Below are 15,787 nucleotides of genomic sequence, written 5' to 3'. Positions count from 1 at the left end.
TGCGCAGGATATGGGAGATTGGACCAAGTTATCCACAACATCTTGGCAAAACTACGCGGAGTCCCGCGTATCTCAGTAAGGCGAGCATTCAAAGACCTGATATCCGTAGTCTTCGTAATATCCGTAATCAACGCATTCATAGGGACGGCGAAGGAGTGCGCCGAAAATCAGTTTTTCCCCCAGTTCCTGGTCGCAGCCCAGCACGCCCACAGTGACGGCCGCATCGCCAAGAACATCCAGAAGCGGACAGCCCGAGACCTGCGCCATGGCCAGCGCAGCCCGATCGCGGATCGGACCCAGACGCGGCGCGTATTGCGGGTTCACGCGGACGGCCTCGGCCAGTTCATTGCGGACGCGGACGTCGAAGATACTGCCATTCACCGCGACGCGCGTTGCGGGCAAGTCGCGAAAATAGGGTGTACCACCCGAGCAGGCGGCGAGGCACAGGAAAGCGAGCACGCGGATCATGCTGCTTTATTAGCGACAATATGGTTAATGAAACCTTTCCCCGTTTCAGGCGCGCAACACTTCTCCTAACCGGCGTATACCCTCGCGGATCGTGTCCTCATCCGAGTTGGAGAAACTCAGTCGAATGGTATTCGACCCGGTGTCGTCGGGATAGAAGGCCTGACCGGGGACAAAGGCCAACTTGACCGTTTCCAGCGCCCTCGCCAGCAGGTCGGCGCCGTTCATTCCCTTGGGCAGAGTGACCCAAATGAACATGCCGCCCTCGGGTCGGGTCCAGTCGACGCCATTGGGCATGTGCTCTTTGAGCGCCTCAAGCATCGCATCGCGGCGCGCGGCATAGGTCTGGCGCAGCATGGGGACATGAGTGTCAAAGCGATCCCGTGCCACCTGATACACCGCCATCTGGTTGATCGTAGAAGAATGCAGATCAGCCGCCTGTTTCAGCAGCACCAGTTGCGAGATCACCGGTTTTGCTGCAACCACCCAACCTAGCCGCAACCCCGGTGAAAGAGTTTTCGAGAAGCTGCCGCAATAGATCGTCCGGCAGTTCTCGATCGATCCCTTGCGCGCCTGTTCCAACGCGAGGATCGGAGGGATCGGATCGCCGTCATAGCGCAGCGCCTGATAGGCTCCGTCCTCGATCACTGCGCAATCCAATTCATCTGCCAGATCGAGCAGCGCCTCCCTGCCCCGCAGATCGACCGTCTCACCAGTCGGATTTGCAAAATCGGCGGAGAGATAAGCGAATTTGATCGGGCTGTTGCCGGCGGCGGCCTGGTATTCGGCAGCCCCACGATTGCCATTGATGCTAAGCTGGTCAAAGCGCGGCTCATAAGCGTCAAACGCATTGAGCGCGCCCAGATATGTGGGCCACCCAACCAACGCAGTATCACCCGGTGACAAGAACAACTTACCCAAGTAATCCAGCGCTTGCTGCGAGCCTGAGGTGATCAGGATGTTGTCGATGCCGCACGTAACGCCGATCCCACGCATATGGTCGGCCAGCCATTCACGCAGCGGGGCATAGCCCTCGCTGACCGAGTATTGCAGCGCCTGCGCCTGTTGATCTGGGCTAAGCGCATTTTGAAACGCTTCGGCGAAAGCCTCTGCTGGAAACAAAGCGGGGTCGGGAATACCGCCTGCGAAGGAAATGATACCGGGCTCGCCCAGCAGTTTCAGCAATTCGCGGATTTCGGAAGCCTTCATCCGAGCGGTTCGGGTGGCGTAGAGCTGATCCATCGTAGGGGGCCTCCTCCGCCCTTGGGTCGCAGATTAGGCAATGCGCCTCTTATGTCAATAATTCTGACCTAATGTTTCAACCTCTGTGAGCGACTTGAACGCCCCTTACAAACGTGGTCAAGTGACTTGACCAATTCCAAGTGGTAGCCAGATGCCTTTTCAAAAAGTTCAAACCGAAAAACTGTCACTGGCTGTTGTGCGCCAGATCGAACTGCTGATCCTGCGCGGCATTCTGCGCCCCGGAGAACGCCTGCCCTCGGAACGGGAGCTGGCCGAGCGGATGGGCGTGTCGCGCCCGTCGCTGCGCGAGGCAATCTCGGACCTCCAGGAGCAGGGATTGCTGACTGCCAAGGCCGGATCGGGCATCTATGTGGCCGAGGTTCTGGGCTCGGCCTTCGCGCCAGCTTTGATCCGGTTGTTCGGCAATCACGACGAGGCAGTGTTCGACTATCTCTCATTCCGGCGTGACATGGAGGGTCTAGCGGCTGAGCGTGCCGCCCGCATGGGCTCGGGCAGCGATCTGAAGGTGGTGCAGACCATACTGGACAAGATGGAAGACGCCCACGCCCGCAATGCAGCCGAAGAAGAGGCGCATCTGGACGCCCAGTTCCATATGGCGATCATCGAGGCCAGTCATAACGTGGTGATGCTGCATATGATGCGGTCGATGTTCGATCTGCTGCGGCAGGGCGTATTCTACAACCGACAGATCATGTTCCAGCAACGCACCACCCGCGACGCGATTCTGGACCAGCACCGCGCCATCAACACAGCCCTGCAGGACCGCGACCCGAAAGGGGCACGGAAGGCGGTCGAAGATCATCTGAACTTTGTCAAAAGCTGCATGGCCGATCAGCAGAAGGCCCTGCGCAATGAAGAGATCGCGCAACAGCGTTTGAAGCACGAGACTGGAGAGGTCTGATCCTTCAAACTGGAAGCCACGAAAAGAAAAAACCCGAGAGCCTGAAGCCCTCGGGTTTTTCAAATCATATGATCCAGGCGATCAGTGTAGCTTTTCACCCACATCCGCGATGGATGCATCGATCAGCTTGTTCGCCTGCGTTGCGGTCATCTGTTTGGCCAGCACGGCGTTGGCTGCCGAAACCGCTACGGTGATGGCCTGATCGCGGACTTCCTTGACAGCAGATGCCTCAGCCGATGCGATCTGATCCTGCGCTGCCGCGAGACGGCGCGCGATGGATTTTTCCAGATCCACCTTAGCCTGTTCAGCTGCCAGAACCGCGTCTTCCTTGGCCGCGGCAACGATAGCTTCGGCCTGACCCTGAACTTCGCGCTGCTTGCGCTCGTACGAGGCCAACAGGCTGCGTGCTTCTTCATGCAGGGCGCGGGCTTCGTCCAGCTCGGCTTGAATACCTTCGGCGCGATTGTCCAGCGCACCACCAATCATACCGGGGACCTTGAAGTAGAACAGGACCGCGATAAAGACGATGAAGCCCAGAGTGACGACAAAGTCAGTGTTGGCAAGCGAGAAGAACGGGCCGCTTGCGGCCAGCGCGGGGCTGGCGGCACCAACGGTCAGGATAAGGGCAAGAGTGTTCCGCATGTCACTTATCCTTTCGTCTGCGCATCTACTGCACTGTTGATGGCTTTGGCATCCGCCTCGCCGCCCAGTGCTGTGACCAGTTCAGCCGCCGTATCCTTGGCAACCACTTGAATGCTTTCCAGCGCACCGGCACGGATTTCGGCAATTGCCTTTTCCGATTCAGCCGCCTTTGCAGCGATTTCCGCATCCGCCTTGGCAATCGCGTCATCCAGACCAGACTGGATTTCGGCGCGGGCTTCCGCTGCGATACGCTGAGCCTCAGAACGGGCATCGGCCAGCGCTTTGTTATAGGCCTCTTCGGCCTCGACCGCTTTGGCCTTCAGATCTTCGGCCGCAGCCAGGTCATTTGTAATGGTCCCCTGGCGTTCAGCCAGGATTGCCGCGATGCGGGGCAGAGCCACGCGGGACAGGACCAGAAAGATGACGACCAGCGTGATGACCAGCCAGAAAATCTGGTTGGGGAACCAATCGAAGCAGAGCTGCGGCATCCCGACGGCGTAGCCGCTGGAATCAACGCATGTGCCTACTACTTCTTCAGCAATGGGTTCAGTCGCCATGATGTCCTCCGTCGGAACGTTGTCTTTACAACAGATGGGCCGCTATGGCTTGGGCCCATCTGCGCGTAAGGATCAGGTTCCGCAGATTATACGGCGAACATCAGCAGCAGCGAGACCAGGAATGCGAAGATGCCCAGCGCTTCTGCGAACGCGATACCGATGAACAGGGTTGCGGTCTGCGAAGCAGCCGCCGAAGGGTTGCGCAGGGCGCCGGCCAGGAAGTTGCCTGCAACGTTGCCCACCCCGATTGCGGCTGCGCCGGAACCGATTGCTGCCAGGCCTGCGCCGATGTGTGCGAGATCGCCTTCCATGAGAATTCTCCTTACGATTTGGAAGTTTCGATGTTGGGGGTTCGGACCTTAGTGCGACGGATGCAGCGCATCTTTCAGATACACACAGGTCAGAATGGTGAAGACGTAGGCCTGAATGAAGGACACGAGGACCTCAAGGCCATACATTGCGGTGATCGCCAGAACCGACACGGGCGAGATCACGGCAATCGCGGCAAAGCCTGCGAACACCTTGATAACCGCGTGGCCTGCCATGACGTTACCGGCAAGACGAATGGAGTGGCTGACAGGGCGTACGAAGTACGAGATCAGCTCGATAATCGCCAGAACAGGGCGCAGCGCCAGCGGCGCGCTGGAGACCCAGAACAAGCCCAGGAACGCAGCGCCGTTTTTGACGAAACCCAAAACGGTCACGGTCAGGAACACGGCCAGCGCCAGCGGGATGGTCACGGCGAAATGCGATGTGGTGGTGAAGGACATGGGCAACATGCCCAGGAAGTTCGCGCAGACGATGAACATGAACAGGGTCATGACATAGGGGAAGTACTTGACGCCTTCCTTGCCGCAGATGTCTTCCAGCATCTTGTAGATGAAACCATAGGCCAGCTCGGCCACCGACTGCATCCGCGTCGGAACAATGGCGCGCTTGGACGTGCTGAGAACCAGCAGGGCAAAGATCGCCGCAATCGCCAGGAACAACCACAGGGTCACGTTTGTGGGCGTGTACCAGGCAATCGCACCGTCGCCGAACAACGGCTTGACGATAAACTGGTCCATTGGATGGAAAGCCAGGCTGCTGCCTTTTTCTGCGGTGGTCTCGGTTGCCACGTTCAGTCCCTCTCGTCCTTCTCGGTCGCGCTTGCGGCCGCTTGTTTCTCTTGAACCTCTTTCGCGCTGCGGAGCATAACCTTCACGCCCGCGACAAGGCCCAGCAATGTGAACAGCACCAGAAAGATCGGGATCGTCCCGAGCAGGCTGTCCAGCCCGTATCCGATGCCAAATCCGATCCCCAGACCGGAAACCATTTCGATGACCATCCTCCAGGCAAGCTCGCCTCCGGATACGTCAGCATCCGCACGAGGTTTCGGCGCTTTGGCCTTTTTCGCCGCTTCGATCTTGGCCTCCAGCTGCGCCATACGCTGCTTTTGGTCATCTTCGGTCACGGGCGTTTCCCTCGCACAGTCTTGGGTAGGGTGCTAAGGGGCTGAGGGCGCAGAGTCAACGGCAATGAAGCCGCAGCATGAACGTCGCTAAGTATATGATTTTTATAATAAAATTACAGATCGCGTGAAACCTGCCGATGGCGTATTGTTCGCTGACCGGGCGGATAAGCCTGAATCCGCATATTCAACCAAATGGTTGACCAAACTCACAGGCTATGGTTCAGCGGAACCATGTCCAACGACCTCGACACTGTCTTCGCAGCCCTCGCCGATCCCACCCGCCGTGCCATCTTAGCGATGCTGCTGGAAGATGACATGGCCGTCACCGACGTGGCCGAACCGTTCGAAATGTCGCTGGCCGCGATTTCAAAGCATCTGGTGATCCTGACCAAAGCAGGTCTGATTTCTCAGGAAAAACGCGGACGGGTGAAGTGGTGCAAACTAGAACCCGACGCGCTTCGTGCGGCCTCGGTTTGGATGCAGGGGTTCGGACAGTTCGAACCGGTCAATCTGGATGCGTTCGAGCGGTTTCTAGAAGTTGAACTGCCCCCGGATGAGGCCTAACGCACAACTAAGACCGACATGCTGGCGTGTTTGGCCAGATATCCCGCGTGGCTGGACAGGATATAGTCTGTGATCCGGGGTGCGTGGGTTCCCACAACAATAAGATCGGCCCCCATTTCCTCTGCTGCGTGGGTCAGGTCCTTGTCGATCTCGACCGCGACATCAACCGAGTGAATGTTGCGTGTGTCCACCTGCGCCCCACTTTGCACCGCGATTTCATTGGCGCAGGTCAGCAATTCTTGTTTGATCGCGTCTGTAGTCAGGTGGCTATCCCCAGGCTGCGGGCCGGTGACGCTGACGATGGTCACTTTGGCGCCCTGCCATTTGGCCAATTGCGCCGCAACCTCGGTGGCTTTCTTGACCTCGGGCGGCAAGTGCAGGTCGACCGGGACCATGATGTGTTTGAACATATTGGCGTCCTCCTGATCCTGAGATATGTCGACCCGGGCGGTTCGCCAGTCTGACCCGTCGGGACGATCCAAACGGCAGGCTCAGCCCTCGCGGCTATATTCCACCCCGGTCACAACCCCCGTTGGGTCGGCACGACAGAGCCACGGAGCCTCGGCCCCTGCCACGAATACGCTGGTGACCGAGCCTGTCGGGCTGGACTGGGTAGACATCGCTTTGACACCATCAGGCCCTGTGCCGGTTTCGGCGCCCACCAGAGCTTCGCAGCTGGCTTGCAGGTCCGCCTCTGCAGCGTCTTTCGCGCTACCGGGGGCACAGGCGGACAGCGCCAGCAATGCGGGAATAAGTGACATTGTTTTCATGGCCCAGCTCCTTGGTGGTGCCAGGCAGGCTGCCACATCAGGTAGAAATCACAAGCTTCAATTCGAGCGCACCGGAGTGTTTGCAGGCGCGTCTTCTCCTTTCAGCAGCAACAACAGCGCAACAGCGGTGAGCCCGGCACCAACCAACACCAACGCTGTCGGCGCTGGTCGTCCCAAAGCGATTTCCCACAGGATCACCCAGCTGGGTGTCAGGTAAGTGTAGGCCATGACCTTTGCCGCGGGCAAACGCAGGGCTGCAAACTGAACCAGTACAAAACTGGCGGCGGTCGCAAACAACGAGATATAAAGCAGCGTCACCCAGACAATCCCGGGAAGGTTGCCCCAATCTACTGCACGGATATCGGACCAGCCCCAGACCGTCAGGATCAAACACCCCGCAACCAACGTACCGAAGGTGAACACCACCGCAGGCTCGCCCCGGTTCAATCGCCGTATCATCGGCGTATAGACGGCGTGCGCGGCGCAACCCCAGAAATAGATGATCTCGCCGCCTCCGATCTCGAAGACCTGAAAGGCTTGCCAATCCGCTCTGAAGATCACCCACAGCGCACCGACCGCACCGACCGTCAGGGCCAGCGCCATGCGTGGGGTGGTGATCTGGCGCAGCAGCACCCACCCGGCCAGCGCCGACATGACCGGGGTCAGCGTAAAGACCGCCGCCGCGCTGACCGGGGGAGCGGTTTTCAATCCGTAGAACATCAGGACAAAGTAGGCTCCGAACAATCCGCCAAGCACCAGATAGCGCCATGGTGCCCGAGCCGCGCTGCGCGGAATGCCCGTTGTGGCAATCGCAGCGATGCCGATCACAACCGCCGCAATCGCAAAGCGCGCTGCCGTGATCGCCGACGGTGCGATCTCATTTGCCGCCATTGAGCCAAGCGAGAAACTGCCCGCCACCAAAGCCGAGAATGTCAGCATGGCCAGATGGCCGCGCGCCTGCGGTGTCACGGCAGCCAGCCCCTGGATTGATCTTTCAGGAAGGATAGGAAAGCCTGCACCTTGGTGGTCCGGTGCAGATCCACATGAGTCACCAGCCACAGCTTGCCAGACCACTCGGGCAACGGTGCCATCACCTCGACCAGATCGGGATCGCGCGCGGCCTCCCAACGGGCCATAAAGCCGATGCCTGCACCGGCCAGAACAGCCTCTCGCATACAGAAATTATTGGTGCAGCGGAAAGTGATCGCCTGCTCCGGCGCGTTGGCACGCAGCCAGCGGGAAAACGGCGCGCGGCTGTTTTCATCATCATTGCCGACGAAGTGGTGATTGGCGAAATCTGCAACGTCCGCGGGTTTGCCGTGGCGCGCGAGATAGGCCTTGCTGGCGAATAGTCCGACCTCTTGTGGAATGAACGGCTGCACCACATTGTCCGGTTGATCCGGCGCGGCCCCGGCGCGGATCGCCACATGCGCCTCGCCATATTCCAACCGGAACAGGCGGTCGCCGGTCAGATAGCGCACGATCAATCCCGGGTGGGTCTGCTGGAACTCGGTCAGCGTCGGTACGATGAGCGGGGCCAGTGAGGCCAGTGAGGTGACCACGATCTCGCCCGAGACATCGTCTCCGCGCCCCTTCATGCGACCAACCAACTGGTTGAACTGATCTTCGGTTGCCTGCGCGACCCGCAACAGGTCCTCACCCGCTTCGGTTGGTGTGTACCCACGCGCGTGACGCTGGAATAGTTTGACGCCCAGCCGCGCCTCGATTGCGTCGATATGGCGGATCACGGTGGCGTGGTGCACGCCCAGCACGTCCGCTGCCCCGCTGACCGTTCCCATACGCGCCACCTGATAGGCGGTTCTCACTTCATCCCAATTGTCCATTGCATCTGATCCAATGTGCAAATTCTAACAATGCTTGTTGATATATCCGAGTTTTGTTCATGCACGCAACAGCCATATTGGGGCAACAGAAGCTAATTCCGCAACAAAGGACGCCCCGAAATGACCAAAACCATCCTGCATATCGACGCCTCGGCCCGCCGCACTGGATCTGCCACCCGCGATCTGTCCGACCGCGTGGTTCGCCACCTGAACGCCGGGCGTATCATCCGCCGCGATCTGGCCACTCCCCTGCCCCTGCTGACCGAGGACTGGATCGGCGCCAATTTCACCCCCGCCGACCAGCGTGACGCGGTACAGAAAGACCTGCTGGCCCTGTCGGACGAATTGGTGTCCGAGTTGCAAAAGGCCGACACGATCGTCATCGGCCTGCCGATCTACAACTTCTCAGTTCCCGCCGCGTTCAAGGCCTGGATTGATCTGGTCGCCCGTGCCGGTCTGACATTCTCCTATTCCGAAGAAGGACCGAAAGGTCTGCTGGAAGGCAAACGCGCCATCCTTGCTGTTGCATCGGGCGGTACGGCGGTGGGCTCCGAAATCGACTTTGCCACCACCTATGCGCGCCATGTTCTGGGCTTCATCGGCATCCATGATGTCGAGGTCATCGCCGCAGATCGCATGGCACTGGACCCCGAAACAACCCTGTCCAATGCGCAGAAAGCTGTCACCAAACTGGCAGCCTGATTGACCTGCCCCCCTTGAACCGTCCAGTCTGCGCCGAGGCAAATCGGCAGACTGGGCGTTTCACATGAAAAAGATTGGAATATTGGGCGGTGTTGGCTGGGCCTCAACTGTCGACTACTACCGGGCGATCGCTGAAGGCGCGGGTCGGTATTTTGCTGAACGCGGCCACGGATCGCCGCTGCCCATCCCACCCATGACCATCGAATCCGTCACCCAAGCCAAAACCCGCGCCTTGCGCGGCGTGGCCGGTGACGAAGACAGCTGGGCCGCTTTCGACGCGGTGTTCCGCGAAGCACTGCTGACTTTGGAACACGCAGGCTGCGATTTCGGCATCATCGCCTCCAATACGCCACACGCGCGGCTTCACACGATCCGCGAAGGCGTCTCCATGCCTATTCTCAGCATTTTTGACGCAACCGCCGACGCGACCGCCTCGACCGGCGCCACCAATGCTTTGGTCCTTGGAACCGCAGTCACCATGCAGGCCACAAACTATGCCGACCGGCTGGCCGCCGAGGGTATCACGGCAAACACACGCCTGCCCGAGCCTGAGATCGCCGAGATGCAGGCGATGATCGACAGTGATTTCTACGGCGGCGCATCCGACACCGCACATGCGCGCCTGCTGGCCTTCTGCAACAAACACGCCACACCCGGAACCGCGATCTTGCTGGCCTGTACCGAGTTGCCTCTGGCCTTCCCCGATCATCTGGACGATCCGGTGTTCGAGGCGGACGGTCACCTGTTCGTCAACCCCTCCGCCGCCCATGTCGCTGCCGCTTTGAACGAAGCGCTTGAGGGGTGATCACGGCAGCCAGTTTATCTCGCACCCGATCTTATCAAAGAACACCATCAGGTCTTCGCGCGACAAAACGACGGTTCGGTCGTTGACCAAAGGGTGCATGTTGATGACATCGGCCTGTTGCGCGGCGGCGTCCATGAAGAACTTAACGTTGTTCTCAACGCCGTTGATCATCGCCAGCGGACTGACCGCGCCAGGGCGGATGCCGAGGTTCTGGAACAGCCGATCCGCCGAGCCGAAGGACAGGTTGCCAACCCCCAACTCCGCGCCCAGCGCCTTGAGGTCGATCTCGCGGCTCTGTTCCAGCGTCACTAGATAATTCCGCTTTTTCTTGTCGCGCAGATACAGGTTCTTAAGCCGCAATGTGTTTTCACCCGGCACCATGAACTGGCCTTCCACCCCCTTTGCATCCTCAACCGTGCGCAGCGGGATATGTGTATGCAACCGATAGGGCAGCCCCCATTCATCCAACTGCGCCAAAAGCGCATCCGAGCTGAGCGGCAACGTATCCTGAAAGGCAGATGATGCGTCCATGGGAACCTCCTCGTATGGCGCGCTCATCGCCCAACCGACAGGTAAATTCAAGCCACGACAGGCGCGGCATTCGGTGCTAGCGTGCCGCCATGAAAGTCACGCGTAACACTCCGAGCCAACTGATCCTGTCCAATACGCCATGGTTCATCGGCATCACGCTGGTTTTCTTCATTCTGGCATTTGTCGGCGCGGGCGTCTTCTTGGCCAGTGAAGGTGGCGAGGGTATCTTGTTCGGCATTTTCTTCGCACTATTCGGCGGAGGCATGGGTTTTGGTGCATTTTGCGCCTTTGTCCGGCGCGTGCAGGTCATACTGGATCGCAATAATAACAGCATCCTGATCCGCAGACAGTCAGTCTTTGGATATGATGCCGTAGAACATGAGCTCTCGCACCTCTCGCACGCGGAAACCGAAAGCACGACCTCGCGTAGCGACAATGGCACATCGACCCTCTATCGCCCTGTCCTGATACTGGATGAAGGCATGAGCGCCGGGCGGCATCCCATTGTCGAGACTTATTCCAGCGGGCGCGGTGCGCATCGGCTGGTGGATGCGGTCAACGATTGGCTTCCGGCACGCAAGGTTGACTCTGCCAGCCAATCGGCCTAAATCGCCGCCAACATCCGGAAGCGTTTGATCTTCCGGTCCCTTGAGTCGTTCAGGGATCGCCCCCCACCAGCGAGTTTCGCCCGTGGGGGCGTTTGTGCATTTAACCGACGCGTCCTATCTAGGGCACGCCACCAGATAACCGGCTAAGGAGGCCGAAGGCATGTTTGAAAATCTATCCGAACGCCTTTCCGGCGTCTTTGACCGGCTGACCAAACAGGGTGCCCTGTCTGAAGAAGACGTGAAAACCGCCCTGCGCGAAGTCCGCGTTGCCCTGCTTGAGGCCGACGTCTCGCTGCCGGTGGCGCGCGAGTTCGTCAAGAAAGTACAGGAACAAGCGACCGGTCAAGCTGTCACCAAATCGATCACGCCCGGCCAGCAGGTCGTTAAGATCGTGCACGACGCGTTGGTCGATACACTGCGCGGCGAAGAAGACCCCGGTGCGCTGAAGATCGACAACCCGCCTGCCCCGATCCTGATGGTCGGCCTGCAGGGTTCCGGTAAGACAACCACCACCGGTAAGCTGGCGAAACGCCTGAAAGAGAAAGAGGGCAAGAAGGTCCTGATGGCCTCGCTCGACGTCTATCGCCCAGCGGCGATGGATCAGCTTGCGGTTCTGGGCACGCAGGTTGGTGTAGATACGCTGCCGATCGTACCCGGTCAGACGCCGGTTGATATCGCCAAGCGCGCCAAGCAACAGGCAACGCTCGGCGGCTATGACGTCTATATGCTCGACACCGCGGGTCGTCTGCATATCGACGAAGTCCTGATGGACGAGGTCGAGCAGGTTCGTAACGTGGTCGACCCGCGCGAGACGCTGCTGGTGGTCGACGGCCTGACCGGTCAGGTCGCTGTTGAAGTGGCCGAAGAGTTTGATGCCAAGGTCGGCATCTCGGGCGTGGTCCTGACCCGGATGGACGGTGACGGACGTGGCGGTGCGGCGCTGTCGATGCGCGCAGTCACCGGCAAGCCGATCCGCTTTGTTGGTCTGGGCGAGAAGATGGACGCGCTCGAAACCTTCGAGCCGGACCGGATCGCGGGGCGTATTCTGGGCATGGGCGACATCGTCGCTCTGGTCGAAAAGGCCCAGGAAACGATGGAGATGGAACAGACCGAGCGCATGATGAAGCGCATGGTCAAAGGTCAGTTCAACATGAACGACCTGAAAATGCAGCTGGAGCAGATGATCCAGATGGGCGGCATGCAGGGCATGATGGGTATGATGCCGGGCATGAACAAGATGGCCAAGCAGATGGATCAGGCCGGTCTGGACGATAAAATCCTGCGCCAGCAAATCGCGCTGATCCAGTCGATGACCAAACGCGAACGCGCCAACCCGCAACTGCTGCAAGCCAGCCGCAAGAAACGCATCGCCGCCGGTTCGGGTATGGAGGTCAGCGATCTCAACAAGCTGCTCAAGATGCACCGGCAGATGTCCGACATGATGAAAAAGATGGGCAAAATGGGCAAAGGCAAGATGCTGAAACAGGCCATGAAAGGCATGTTCGGCAAAGGTGGCCCCAGCCCCGAGGAAATGGCTGCAGGCATGGACCCCAAGGCGCTGGAACAAGCCGCCAAAGCGATGGGCGGCAAGATGCCCGGCGGTCTGCCCGGAATGGGTGGCGGCATGGGCCTGCCCCCGGGGTTGAGCGGTTTTGGAAAGAAAAAGTGACGTCAGCACGCTGCACCCAGCCCCCGTCCGGAAAGGCGGCGATGGCAGCAGCGCAGTATCGCGCGGCCCTGCCTGTCATTGAGACCCGGCGGCTGGTTCTGCGTGCACCCACTCTGGACGACCTGCCGGTATGGACGTCAATCTGCAAGGACAGCTTTGGCGATACCGAACAGGACGCCTGGACTGAGTTTTCCTACTACACATCGGGCTGGCTTTTGCATGGGCATGGCCTGTTCACGGTCTCGCTAAAGGACGACGATCAGGTCATTGGCTTCGTCATTCTGGGCCTCGAATGGGACGATCACGAGCCCGAGCTTGGCTATATGTTCGATAGCAAGTTCCGCATGCAAGGTTACGCGACCGAAGCGTGCAGCGCCGTTCGCGATTTTGGCTTCGATCTGCTCGGGTCCGGCCAGTTCGTAAGCTACGTTTCGCAGTCCAACGCTCGTTCGAACGCTTTGGCTCAGCGTCTGGGTGCAACGCGCGACGCCGTTGCCGAAAGCGCCTTTGGTCCAACCCAGCATGTCTGGCGATACGGCGAGGTGCAGGCATGACACTTGCCATGGCCATACCAACGCTGGAAACCGAACGCCTGATCATGCGGGCCCCCTGCGAGGCCGATTTTGAGGCTGAGGCAGAGTTTTTTGCCAGCGACGCCTCGAAATTCGTCGGCGGCCCGAAACGCCCGGATGAGACATGGCGCGCTGTTGCGATGCTGTTAGGCCACTGGGCGATGCGGGGATATGGCTTCTGGGGTGTCGAGGAAAAAGACACGGGCACCTATGTAGGCCATGTTGGCTTGTGGAACCCGCATAGCTGGCCCGAGCCCGAAATTGGCTGGACCCTGATGAACCACGCGACCGGCAAGGGCTATGCGACCGAAGCGGCACTGGCTGCACGTGCACATGCCTATGACGTGCTGGGCTGGGAAACCGCAATCTCGCTGATCGATCCGGATAATCTGGGCAGCAAGGCTGTCGCGGAACGGCTGGGCGCGCAGTTCGAATATATGTTCGAACACCCGGCTTTCGGGGCGATGCAGGTCTGGCGTCATTCTGCGCCTGCCGATCTGGTAAACGGTGGCGTGGAGGCATACGCATGACCTCGTTCACTATACCCACCGTCGAAACCGATCGCCTGATCCTTCGCGCGCCGCATCTGGACGATCTGCCTGCGATGACCGTGTTCTACGCGACCGAGCGCAGCCATATGGTTGGTGGTCCCAAGGACGCTCTTGGAAGCTGGAGCTCTCTTTCGAACAGATTGGGTCATTGGGCGCTGCGTGGTTATGGTCTGTGGCATCTGACTGAAAAGGCCAGCGGCGCATTCGTGGGATGGGCAGGCGTGATCTACGTACCCGGCTGGGCGGAGCCCGAGCTGGGCTGGACGCTGATGGCAGAGGCCGAAGGCAAAGGTCTGGGCTTTGAGGCCGCCGCGGCTGCACGCGACTATGCAGCGCGGCATCAGGGGCTGAACGGTGTGATTTCTTACATCGCCCATGCCAATGATCGCTCGCGCGCTCTGGCCGAACGGCTGGGCGCAACGCTGGAGATTGAGAGAGCCGAGCTTTTGGGCAAGCACGCTCAGATCTGGCGTCATCCGCAGATTGATTTGACCACCGAAAGGACCGGCCAATGAACAACCCCGTGACACAGGCTGCTGCGCTGTTGAAAGACCATCGAGAAAGCATCGACCGGCTGGATGCGATCCTTGTCTACACGCTGGGCGAGCGGTTCAAGCACACGCAGGCCGTTGGCAAGCTCAAGGCCGCACACGACCTTCCCCCGTCCGATCCGTCGCGCGAGGCTGCGCAGATCGCACGGTTAGAAGACCTGGCGAAAGAGGCCGATCTGGACCCCGATTTCGCCAAGGCTTTTCTGAATTTCATCATTCAGGAAGTCATCCGACACCACAAGAAACATCAGAATTAACCGGAAACGATCCCGGTAAACGCCATCTAAAGGAGATACCACCATGGCAATGAAAATTCGTCTCGCCCGCGGCGGCTCGAAAAAGCGTCCCTTCTATCGCATTGTTGCGGCTGACAGCCGTATGCCGCGCGATGGTCGTTTCATCGAAAAACTGGGCACCTACAACCCGCTGCTGCCGAAAGACAGCGAAGAGCGCGTGAAAATGAACATGGAGCGCATCCAGTACTGGCTGGATCAGGGCGCACAGCCCACCGACCGGATCGCACGTATGCTGGAAGCTGCCGGCGCCCGTGACAAGGCCGAGCGCAACAACCCCAACAAGGGTACTCCGGGCAAGAAAGCTCAGGAACGCGCGGAAGAGAAAGCTGCCAAGGCTGCTGAAGCTGCCGAAGCGGCTGCTGCACCGGCTGAAGAAGCTGCTGCAGAAGAATAAGCAGTCAGGCGCGTGCAGGATCAGGCCTTTTCCGACGATTTTCGCACGCAGTTCGATCTGTTGATGCGGCTCCGGCGTGATGTGCGCCGGTTTCGCACCGATGCAATTGACGAGGCAGTGCTTACGCGCTGCCTCGACGCGTTTCGACTGGCCCCTTCTGTTGGGCTCAGCGAACCCTGGCGCGTGATCCGCATCGAAAGTCAGGCCGCGCGCGACGCGGCGCTGAAGAATTTCCAAGCGGCCAACGAGCGGGCGCTGAGCGGGTATTCCGGCGAAAAGGCGCAGCTGTACAGCCAGTTGAAACTGTCCGGGATGAAAGAAGCTCCGGTGCAGCTGGCTGTGTTTTGCGACGATGCCACCGACAAAGGTCAAGGTCTCGGCGCAGGCACTATGCCCGAAATGCGGCGTTATTCCGTCGTCTCAGCCATCACGCTCTTCTGGCTTGCCTTGCGGGCAGAAGGCTTGGGCCTGGGCTGGGTCTCGATCCTCGACCCGGACCAGATGGTGCGCGATCTGGATGTCCCCGAGGACTGGCGGTTGATCGGATATTTCTGCTTGGGCTGGCCCGAGGCCCAATCCGATACGCCGGAGCTGGAGCAGGTCGGCTGGGAATGCCGCGACGCCTCTCTGCCCATCGAGGTGCGCTAGA

Annotated in this window: 24 protein-coding genes; 12 read left to right on the top strand and 12 right to left on the bottom strand. The window is 59.6% G+C overall.

All coding sequences use genetic code 11. The annotated features are described in order from the left end of the window. Nucleotides 1-72: 72 nt before the first annotated feature. Both ACR0CZ_RS05420 and ACR0CZ_RS05415 read right to left on the bottom strand, forming a co-directional pair. A complete protein-coding gene (locus ACR0CZ_RS05420; protein ID WP_170392642.1) occupies nt 73-468 on the bottom strand; it encodes a hypothetical protein in 396 nt (131 codons plus the stop codon). 45 nt (nt 469-513) lie between these two features. Beyond that, nucleotides 514-1,707, bottom strand: coding sequence for an aminotransferase-like domain-containing protein (locus ACR0CZ_RS05415; RefSeq protein WP_170392643.1), 1,194 nt, complete (start codon nt 1,705-1,707; stop codon nt 514-516). A gap of 151 nt (nt 1,708-1,858) precedes the next feature. Here ACR0CZ_RS05415 and ACR0CZ_RS05410 point away from each other — a divergent pair, with 151 nt between their 5' ends. Further along, the gene (locus ACR0CZ_RS05410) at nt 1,859-2,629 is read left to right on the top strand and encodes a FadR/GntR family transcriptional regulator (RefSeq protein ID WP_170392644.1); all 771 of its coding nucleotides are present in this window, start codon (nt 1,859-1,861) and stop codon (nt 2,627-2,629) included. An 81-nt stretch (nt 2,630-2,710) separates the two neighbouring features. On the opposite strand, the gene ACR0CZ_RS05405 is transcribed toward ACR0CZ_RS05410, so the two are convergent. From ACR0CZ_RS05405 to ACR0CZ_RS05385, 5 genes are all read right to left on the bottom strand, one after another. Then, entirely contained in the window at nt 2,711-3,271 is a 561-nt protein-coding gene (locus ACR0CZ_RS05405) for a F0F1 ATP synthase subunit B (protein WP_170392645.1), read from the bottom strand. A gap of 5 nt (nt 3,272-3,276) precedes the next feature. After that, entirely contained in the window at nt 3,277-3,828 is a 552-nt protein-coding gene (locus ACR0CZ_RS05400; RefSeq protein WP_170392646.1) for a F0F1 ATP synthase subunit B', read from the bottom strand. An 86-nt stretch (nt 3,829-3,914) separates the two neighbouring features. Continuing rightward, nucleotides 3,915-4,139: a F0F1 ATP synthase subunit C gene (locus tag ACR0CZ_RS05395; protein WP_005981269.1), complete on the bottom strand. Its 225-nt coding sequence runs from the start codon at nt 4,137-4,139 to the stop codon at nt 3,915-3,917. 48 nt (nt 4,140-4,187) lie between these two features. Next, the gene (locus tag ACR0CZ_RS05390; protein WP_170392647.1) at nt 4,188-4,946 is read right to left on the bottom strand and encodes a F0F1 ATP synthase subunit A; all 759 of its coding nucleotides are present in this window, start codon (nt 4,944-4,946) and stop codon (nt 4,188-4,190) included. Between the two features lie 2 nt (nt 4,947-4,948). Continuing rightward, nucleotides 4,949-5,281: an AtpZ/AtpI family protein gene (locus ACR0CZ_RS05385; RefSeq protein ID WP_170392648.1), complete on the bottom strand. Its 333-nt coding sequence runs from the start codon at nt 5,279-5,281 to the stop codon at nt 4,949-4,951. Between the two features lie 231 nt (nt 5,282-5,512). On the opposite strand from ACR0CZ_RS05385, the gene ACR0CZ_RS05380 reads away from it, so the two are divergent. After that, a complete protein-coding gene (locus tag ACR0CZ_RS05380) occupies nt 5,513-5,845 on the top strand; it encodes an ArsR/SmtB family transcription factor (RefSeq protein WP_170392649.1) in 333 nt (110 codons plus the stop codon). Here ACR0CZ_RS05380 and ACR0CZ_RS05375 read toward each other — a convergent pair. The 4 genes from ACR0CZ_RS05375 to ACR0CZ_RS05360 all read right to left on the bottom strand — a co-directional run bounded on the left by ACR0CZ_RS05375 (nt 5,842) and on the right by ACR0CZ_RS05360 (nt 8,459). Beyond that, the gene (locus ACR0CZ_RS05375; RefSeq protein ID WP_170392650.1) at nt 5,842-6,255 is read right to left on the bottom strand and encodes a universal stress protein; all 414 of its coding nucleotides are present in this window, start codon (nt 6,253-6,255) and stop codon (nt 5,842-5,844) included. The genes ACR0CZ_RS05380 and ACR0CZ_RS05375 overlap by 4 nt on opposite strands. An 81-nt stretch (nt 6,256-6,336) precedes the next feature. Continuing rightward, on the bottom strand, nt 6,337-6,615 hold the full coding sequence (locus ACR0CZ_RS05370; RefSeq protein ID WP_170392651.1) for a hypothetical protein: 279 nt from the start codon (nt 6,613-6,615) through the stop codon (nt 6,337-6,339). 57 nt (nt 6,616-6,672) lie between these two features. Then, complete coding sequence (locus ACR0CZ_RS05365) at nt 6,673-7,584, bottom strand: DMT family transporter (protein ID WP_170392652.1); 912 nt, start codon at nt 7,582-7,584, stop codon at nt 6,673-6,675. Further along, nucleotides 7,581-8,459 carry a LysR family transcriptional regulator gene (locus tag ACR0CZ_RS05360; RefSeq protein WP_170392653.1) on the bottom strand — a complete coding sequence of 293 codons (879 nt, stop codon included), beginning with the start codon at nt 8,457-8,459 and terminating at the stop codon, nt 7,581-7,583. The genes ACR0CZ_RS05365 and ACR0CZ_RS05360 overlap by 4 nt, the downstream gene beginning before the upstream one ends. 120 nt (nt 8,460-8,579) lie before the next feature. Here ACR0CZ_RS05360 and ACR0CZ_RS05355 point away from each other — a divergent pair, with 120 nt between their 5' ends. Further along, nucleotides 8,580-9,161: an FMN-dependent NADH-azoreductase gene (locus tag ACR0CZ_RS05355; RefSeq protein WP_170392654.1), complete on the top strand. Its 582-nt coding sequence runs from the start codon at nt 8,580-8,582 to the stop codon at nt 9,159-9,161. A gap of 64 nt (nt 9,162-9,225) precedes the next feature. Then, entirely contained in the window at nt 9,226-9,966 is a 741-nt protein-coding gene (locus ACR0CZ_RS05350; RefSeq protein WP_170465150.1) for an aspartate/glutamate racemase family protein, read from the top strand. Here the strand turns inward: ACR0CZ_RS05350 and ACR0CZ_RS05345 are convergent, their stop codons facing one another. Beyond that, nucleotides 9,967-10,497 (bottom strand): prolyl-tRNA synthetase associated domain-containing protein, encoded by a 531-nt coding sequence (locus ACR0CZ_RS05345; RefSeq protein WP_170392656.1) that lies wholly within the window; start codon nt 10,495-10,497, stop codon nt 9,967-9,969. It abuts the gene before it with no gap. 89 nt (nt 10,498-10,586) lie between these two features. Here ACR0CZ_RS05345 and ACR0CZ_RS05340 point away from each other — a divergent pair, with 89 nt between their 5' ends. The 8 genes from ACR0CZ_RS05340 (at nt 10,587) to bluB (ending at nt 15,786) form a co-directional block, all read left to right on the top strand. After that, complete coding sequence (locus ACR0CZ_RS05340) at nt 10,587-11,105, top strand: hypothetical protein (protein ID WP_480537034.1); 519 nt, start codon at nt 10,587-10,589, stop codon at nt 11,103-11,105. Between the two features lie 160 nt (nt 11,106-11,265). Further along, the gene (gene ffh, locus ACR0CZ_RS05335) at nt 11,266-12,774 is read left to right on the top strand and encodes a signal recognition particle protein (protein WP_170565125.1); all 1,509 of its coding nucleotides are present in this window, start codon (nt 11,266-11,268) and stop codon (nt 12,772-12,774) included. Beyond that, nucleotides 12,771-13,328: a GNAT family N-acetyltransferase gene (locus tag ACR0CZ_RS05330; protein ID WP_480567060.1), complete on the top strand. Its 558-nt coding sequence runs from the start codon at nt 12,771-12,773 to the stop codon at nt 13,326-13,328. Before ffh ends, ACR0CZ_RS05330 begins: the two co-directional genes overlap by 4 nt. Next, a complete protein-coding gene (locus tag ACR0CZ_RS05325; RefSeq protein WP_170392660.1) occupies nt 13,325-13,876 on the top strand; it encodes a GNAT family N-acetyltransferase in 552 nt (183 codons plus the stop codon). The genes ACR0CZ_RS05330 and ACR0CZ_RS05325 overlap by 4 nt, the downstream gene beginning before the upstream one ends. Next, on the top strand, nt 13,873-14,412 hold the full coding sequence (locus ACR0CZ_RS05320; protein ID WP_170565131.1) for a GNAT family N-acetyltransferase: 540 nt from the start codon (nt 13,873-13,875) through the stop codon (nt 14,410-14,412). Before ACR0CZ_RS05325 ends, ACR0CZ_RS05320 begins: the two co-directional genes overlap by 4 nt. After that, entirely contained in the window at nt 14,409-14,705 is a 297-nt protein-coding gene (locus ACR0CZ_RS05315; RefSeq protein WP_170392662.1) for a chorismate mutase, read from the top strand. The genes ACR0CZ_RS05320 and ACR0CZ_RS05315 overlap by 4 nt, the downstream gene beginning before the upstream one ends. Nucleotides 14,706-14,748: 43 nt before the next feature. After that, a complete protein-coding gene (gene rpsP, locus ACR0CZ_RS05310; protein ID WP_010437590.1) occupies nt 14,749-15,138 on the top strand; it encodes a 30S ribosomal protein S16 in 390 nt (129 codons plus the stop codon). A 12-nt stretch (nt 15,139-15,150) separates the two neighbouring features. Beyond that, nucleotides 15,151-15,786, top strand: a complete 636-nt coding sequence (bluB, locus tag ACR0CZ_RS05305) for a 5,6-dimethylbenzimidazole synthase (protein WP_170392663.1) — start codon at nt 15,151-15,153, stop codon at nt 15,784-15,786. The last annotated feature ends 1 nt before the right edge of the window (nt 15,787 follow it).

It is taken from the genome of Ruegeria sp. H9 (assembly GCF_056532915.1).
This window is presented reverse-complemented; position numbering and strand designations above follow the sequence as displayed.

Excerpts from the sequence above, each read along its gene's own strand:
- ACR0CZ_RS05420 (WP_170392642.1), bottom strand. The coding sequence starts at position 468 with ATGATCCGCGTGCTCGCTTTCCTGTGCCTCGCCGCCTGCTCGGGTGGT.
- ACR0CZ_RS05415 (WP_170392643.1), bottom strand. The coding sequence starts at position 1,707 with ATGGATCAGCTCTACGCCACCCGAACCGCTCGGATGAAGGCTTCCGAA.
- ACR0CZ_RS05410 (WP_170392644.1), top strand. The coding sequence starts at position 1,859 with ATGCCTTTTCAAAAAGTTCAAACCGAAAAACTGTCACTGGCTGTTGTG.
- ACR0CZ_RS05405 (WP_170392645.1), bottom strand. The coding sequence starts at position 3,271 with ATGCGGAACACTCTTGCCCTTATCCTGACCGTTGGTGCCGCCAGCCCC.
- ACR0CZ_RS05400 (WP_170392646.1), bottom strand. The coding sequence starts at position 3,828 with ATGGCGACTGAACCCATTGCTGAAGAAGTAGTAGGCACATGCGTTGAT.
- ACR0CZ_RS05395 (WP_005981269.1), bottom strand. The coding sequence starts at position 4,139 with ATGGAAGGCGATCTCGCACACATCGGCGCAGGCCTGGCAGCAATCGGT.
- ACR0CZ_RS05380 (WP_170392649.1), top strand. The coding sequence starts at position 5,513 with ATGTCCAACGACCTCGACACTGTCTTCGCAGCCCTCGCCGATCCCACC.
- ACR0CZ_RS05375 (WP_170392650.1), bottom strand. The coding sequence starts at position 6,255 with ATGTTCAAACACATCATGGTCCCGGTCGACCTGCACTTGCCGCCCGAG.
- ACR0CZ_RS05370 (WP_170392651.1), bottom strand. The coding sequence starts at position 6,615 with ATGAAAACAATGTCACTTATTCCCGCATTGCTGGCGCTGTCCGCCTGT.
- ACR0CZ_RS05360 (WP_170392653.1), bottom strand. The coding sequence starts at position 8,459 with ATGGACAATTGGGATGAAGTGAGAACCGCCTATCAGGTGGCGCGTATG.
- ACR0CZ_RS05355 (WP_170392654.1), top strand. The coding sequence starts at position 8,580 with ATGACCAAAACCATCCTGCATATCGACGCCTCGGCCCGCCGCACTGGA.
- ACR0CZ_RS05350 (WP_170465150.1), top strand. The coding sequence starts at position 9,226 with ATGAAAAAGATTGGAATATTGGGCGGTGTTGGCTGGGCCTCAACTGTC.
- ACR0CZ_RS05345 (WP_170392656.1), bottom strand. The coding sequence starts at position 10,497 with ATGGACGCATCATCTGCCTTTCAGGATACGTTGCCGCTCAGCTCGGAT.
- ACR0CZ_RS05340 (WP_480537034.1), top strand. The coding sequence starts at position 10,587 with ATGAAAGTCACGCGTAACACTCCGAGCCAACTGATCCTGTCCAATACG.
- ffh (WP_170565125.1), top strand. The coding sequence starts at position 11,266 with ATGTTTGAAAATCTATCCGAACGCCTTTCCGGCGTCTTTGACCGGCTG.
- ACR0CZ_RS05325 (WP_170392660.1), top strand. The coding sequence starts at position 13,325 with ATGACACTTGCCATGGCCATACCAACGCTGGAAACCGAACGCCTGATC.
- ACR0CZ_RS05320 (WP_170565131.1), top strand. The coding sequence starts at position 13,873 with ATGACCTCGTTCACTATACCCACCGTCGAAACCGATCGCCTGATCCTT.
- ACR0CZ_RS05315 (WP_170392662.1), top strand. The coding sequence starts at position 14,409 with ATGAACAACCCCGTGACACAGGCTGCTGCGCTGTTGAAAGACCATCGA.
- rpsP (WP_010437590.1), top strand. The coding sequence starts at position 14,749 with ATGGCAATGAAAATTCGTCTCGCCCGCGGCGGCTCGAAAAAGCGTCCC.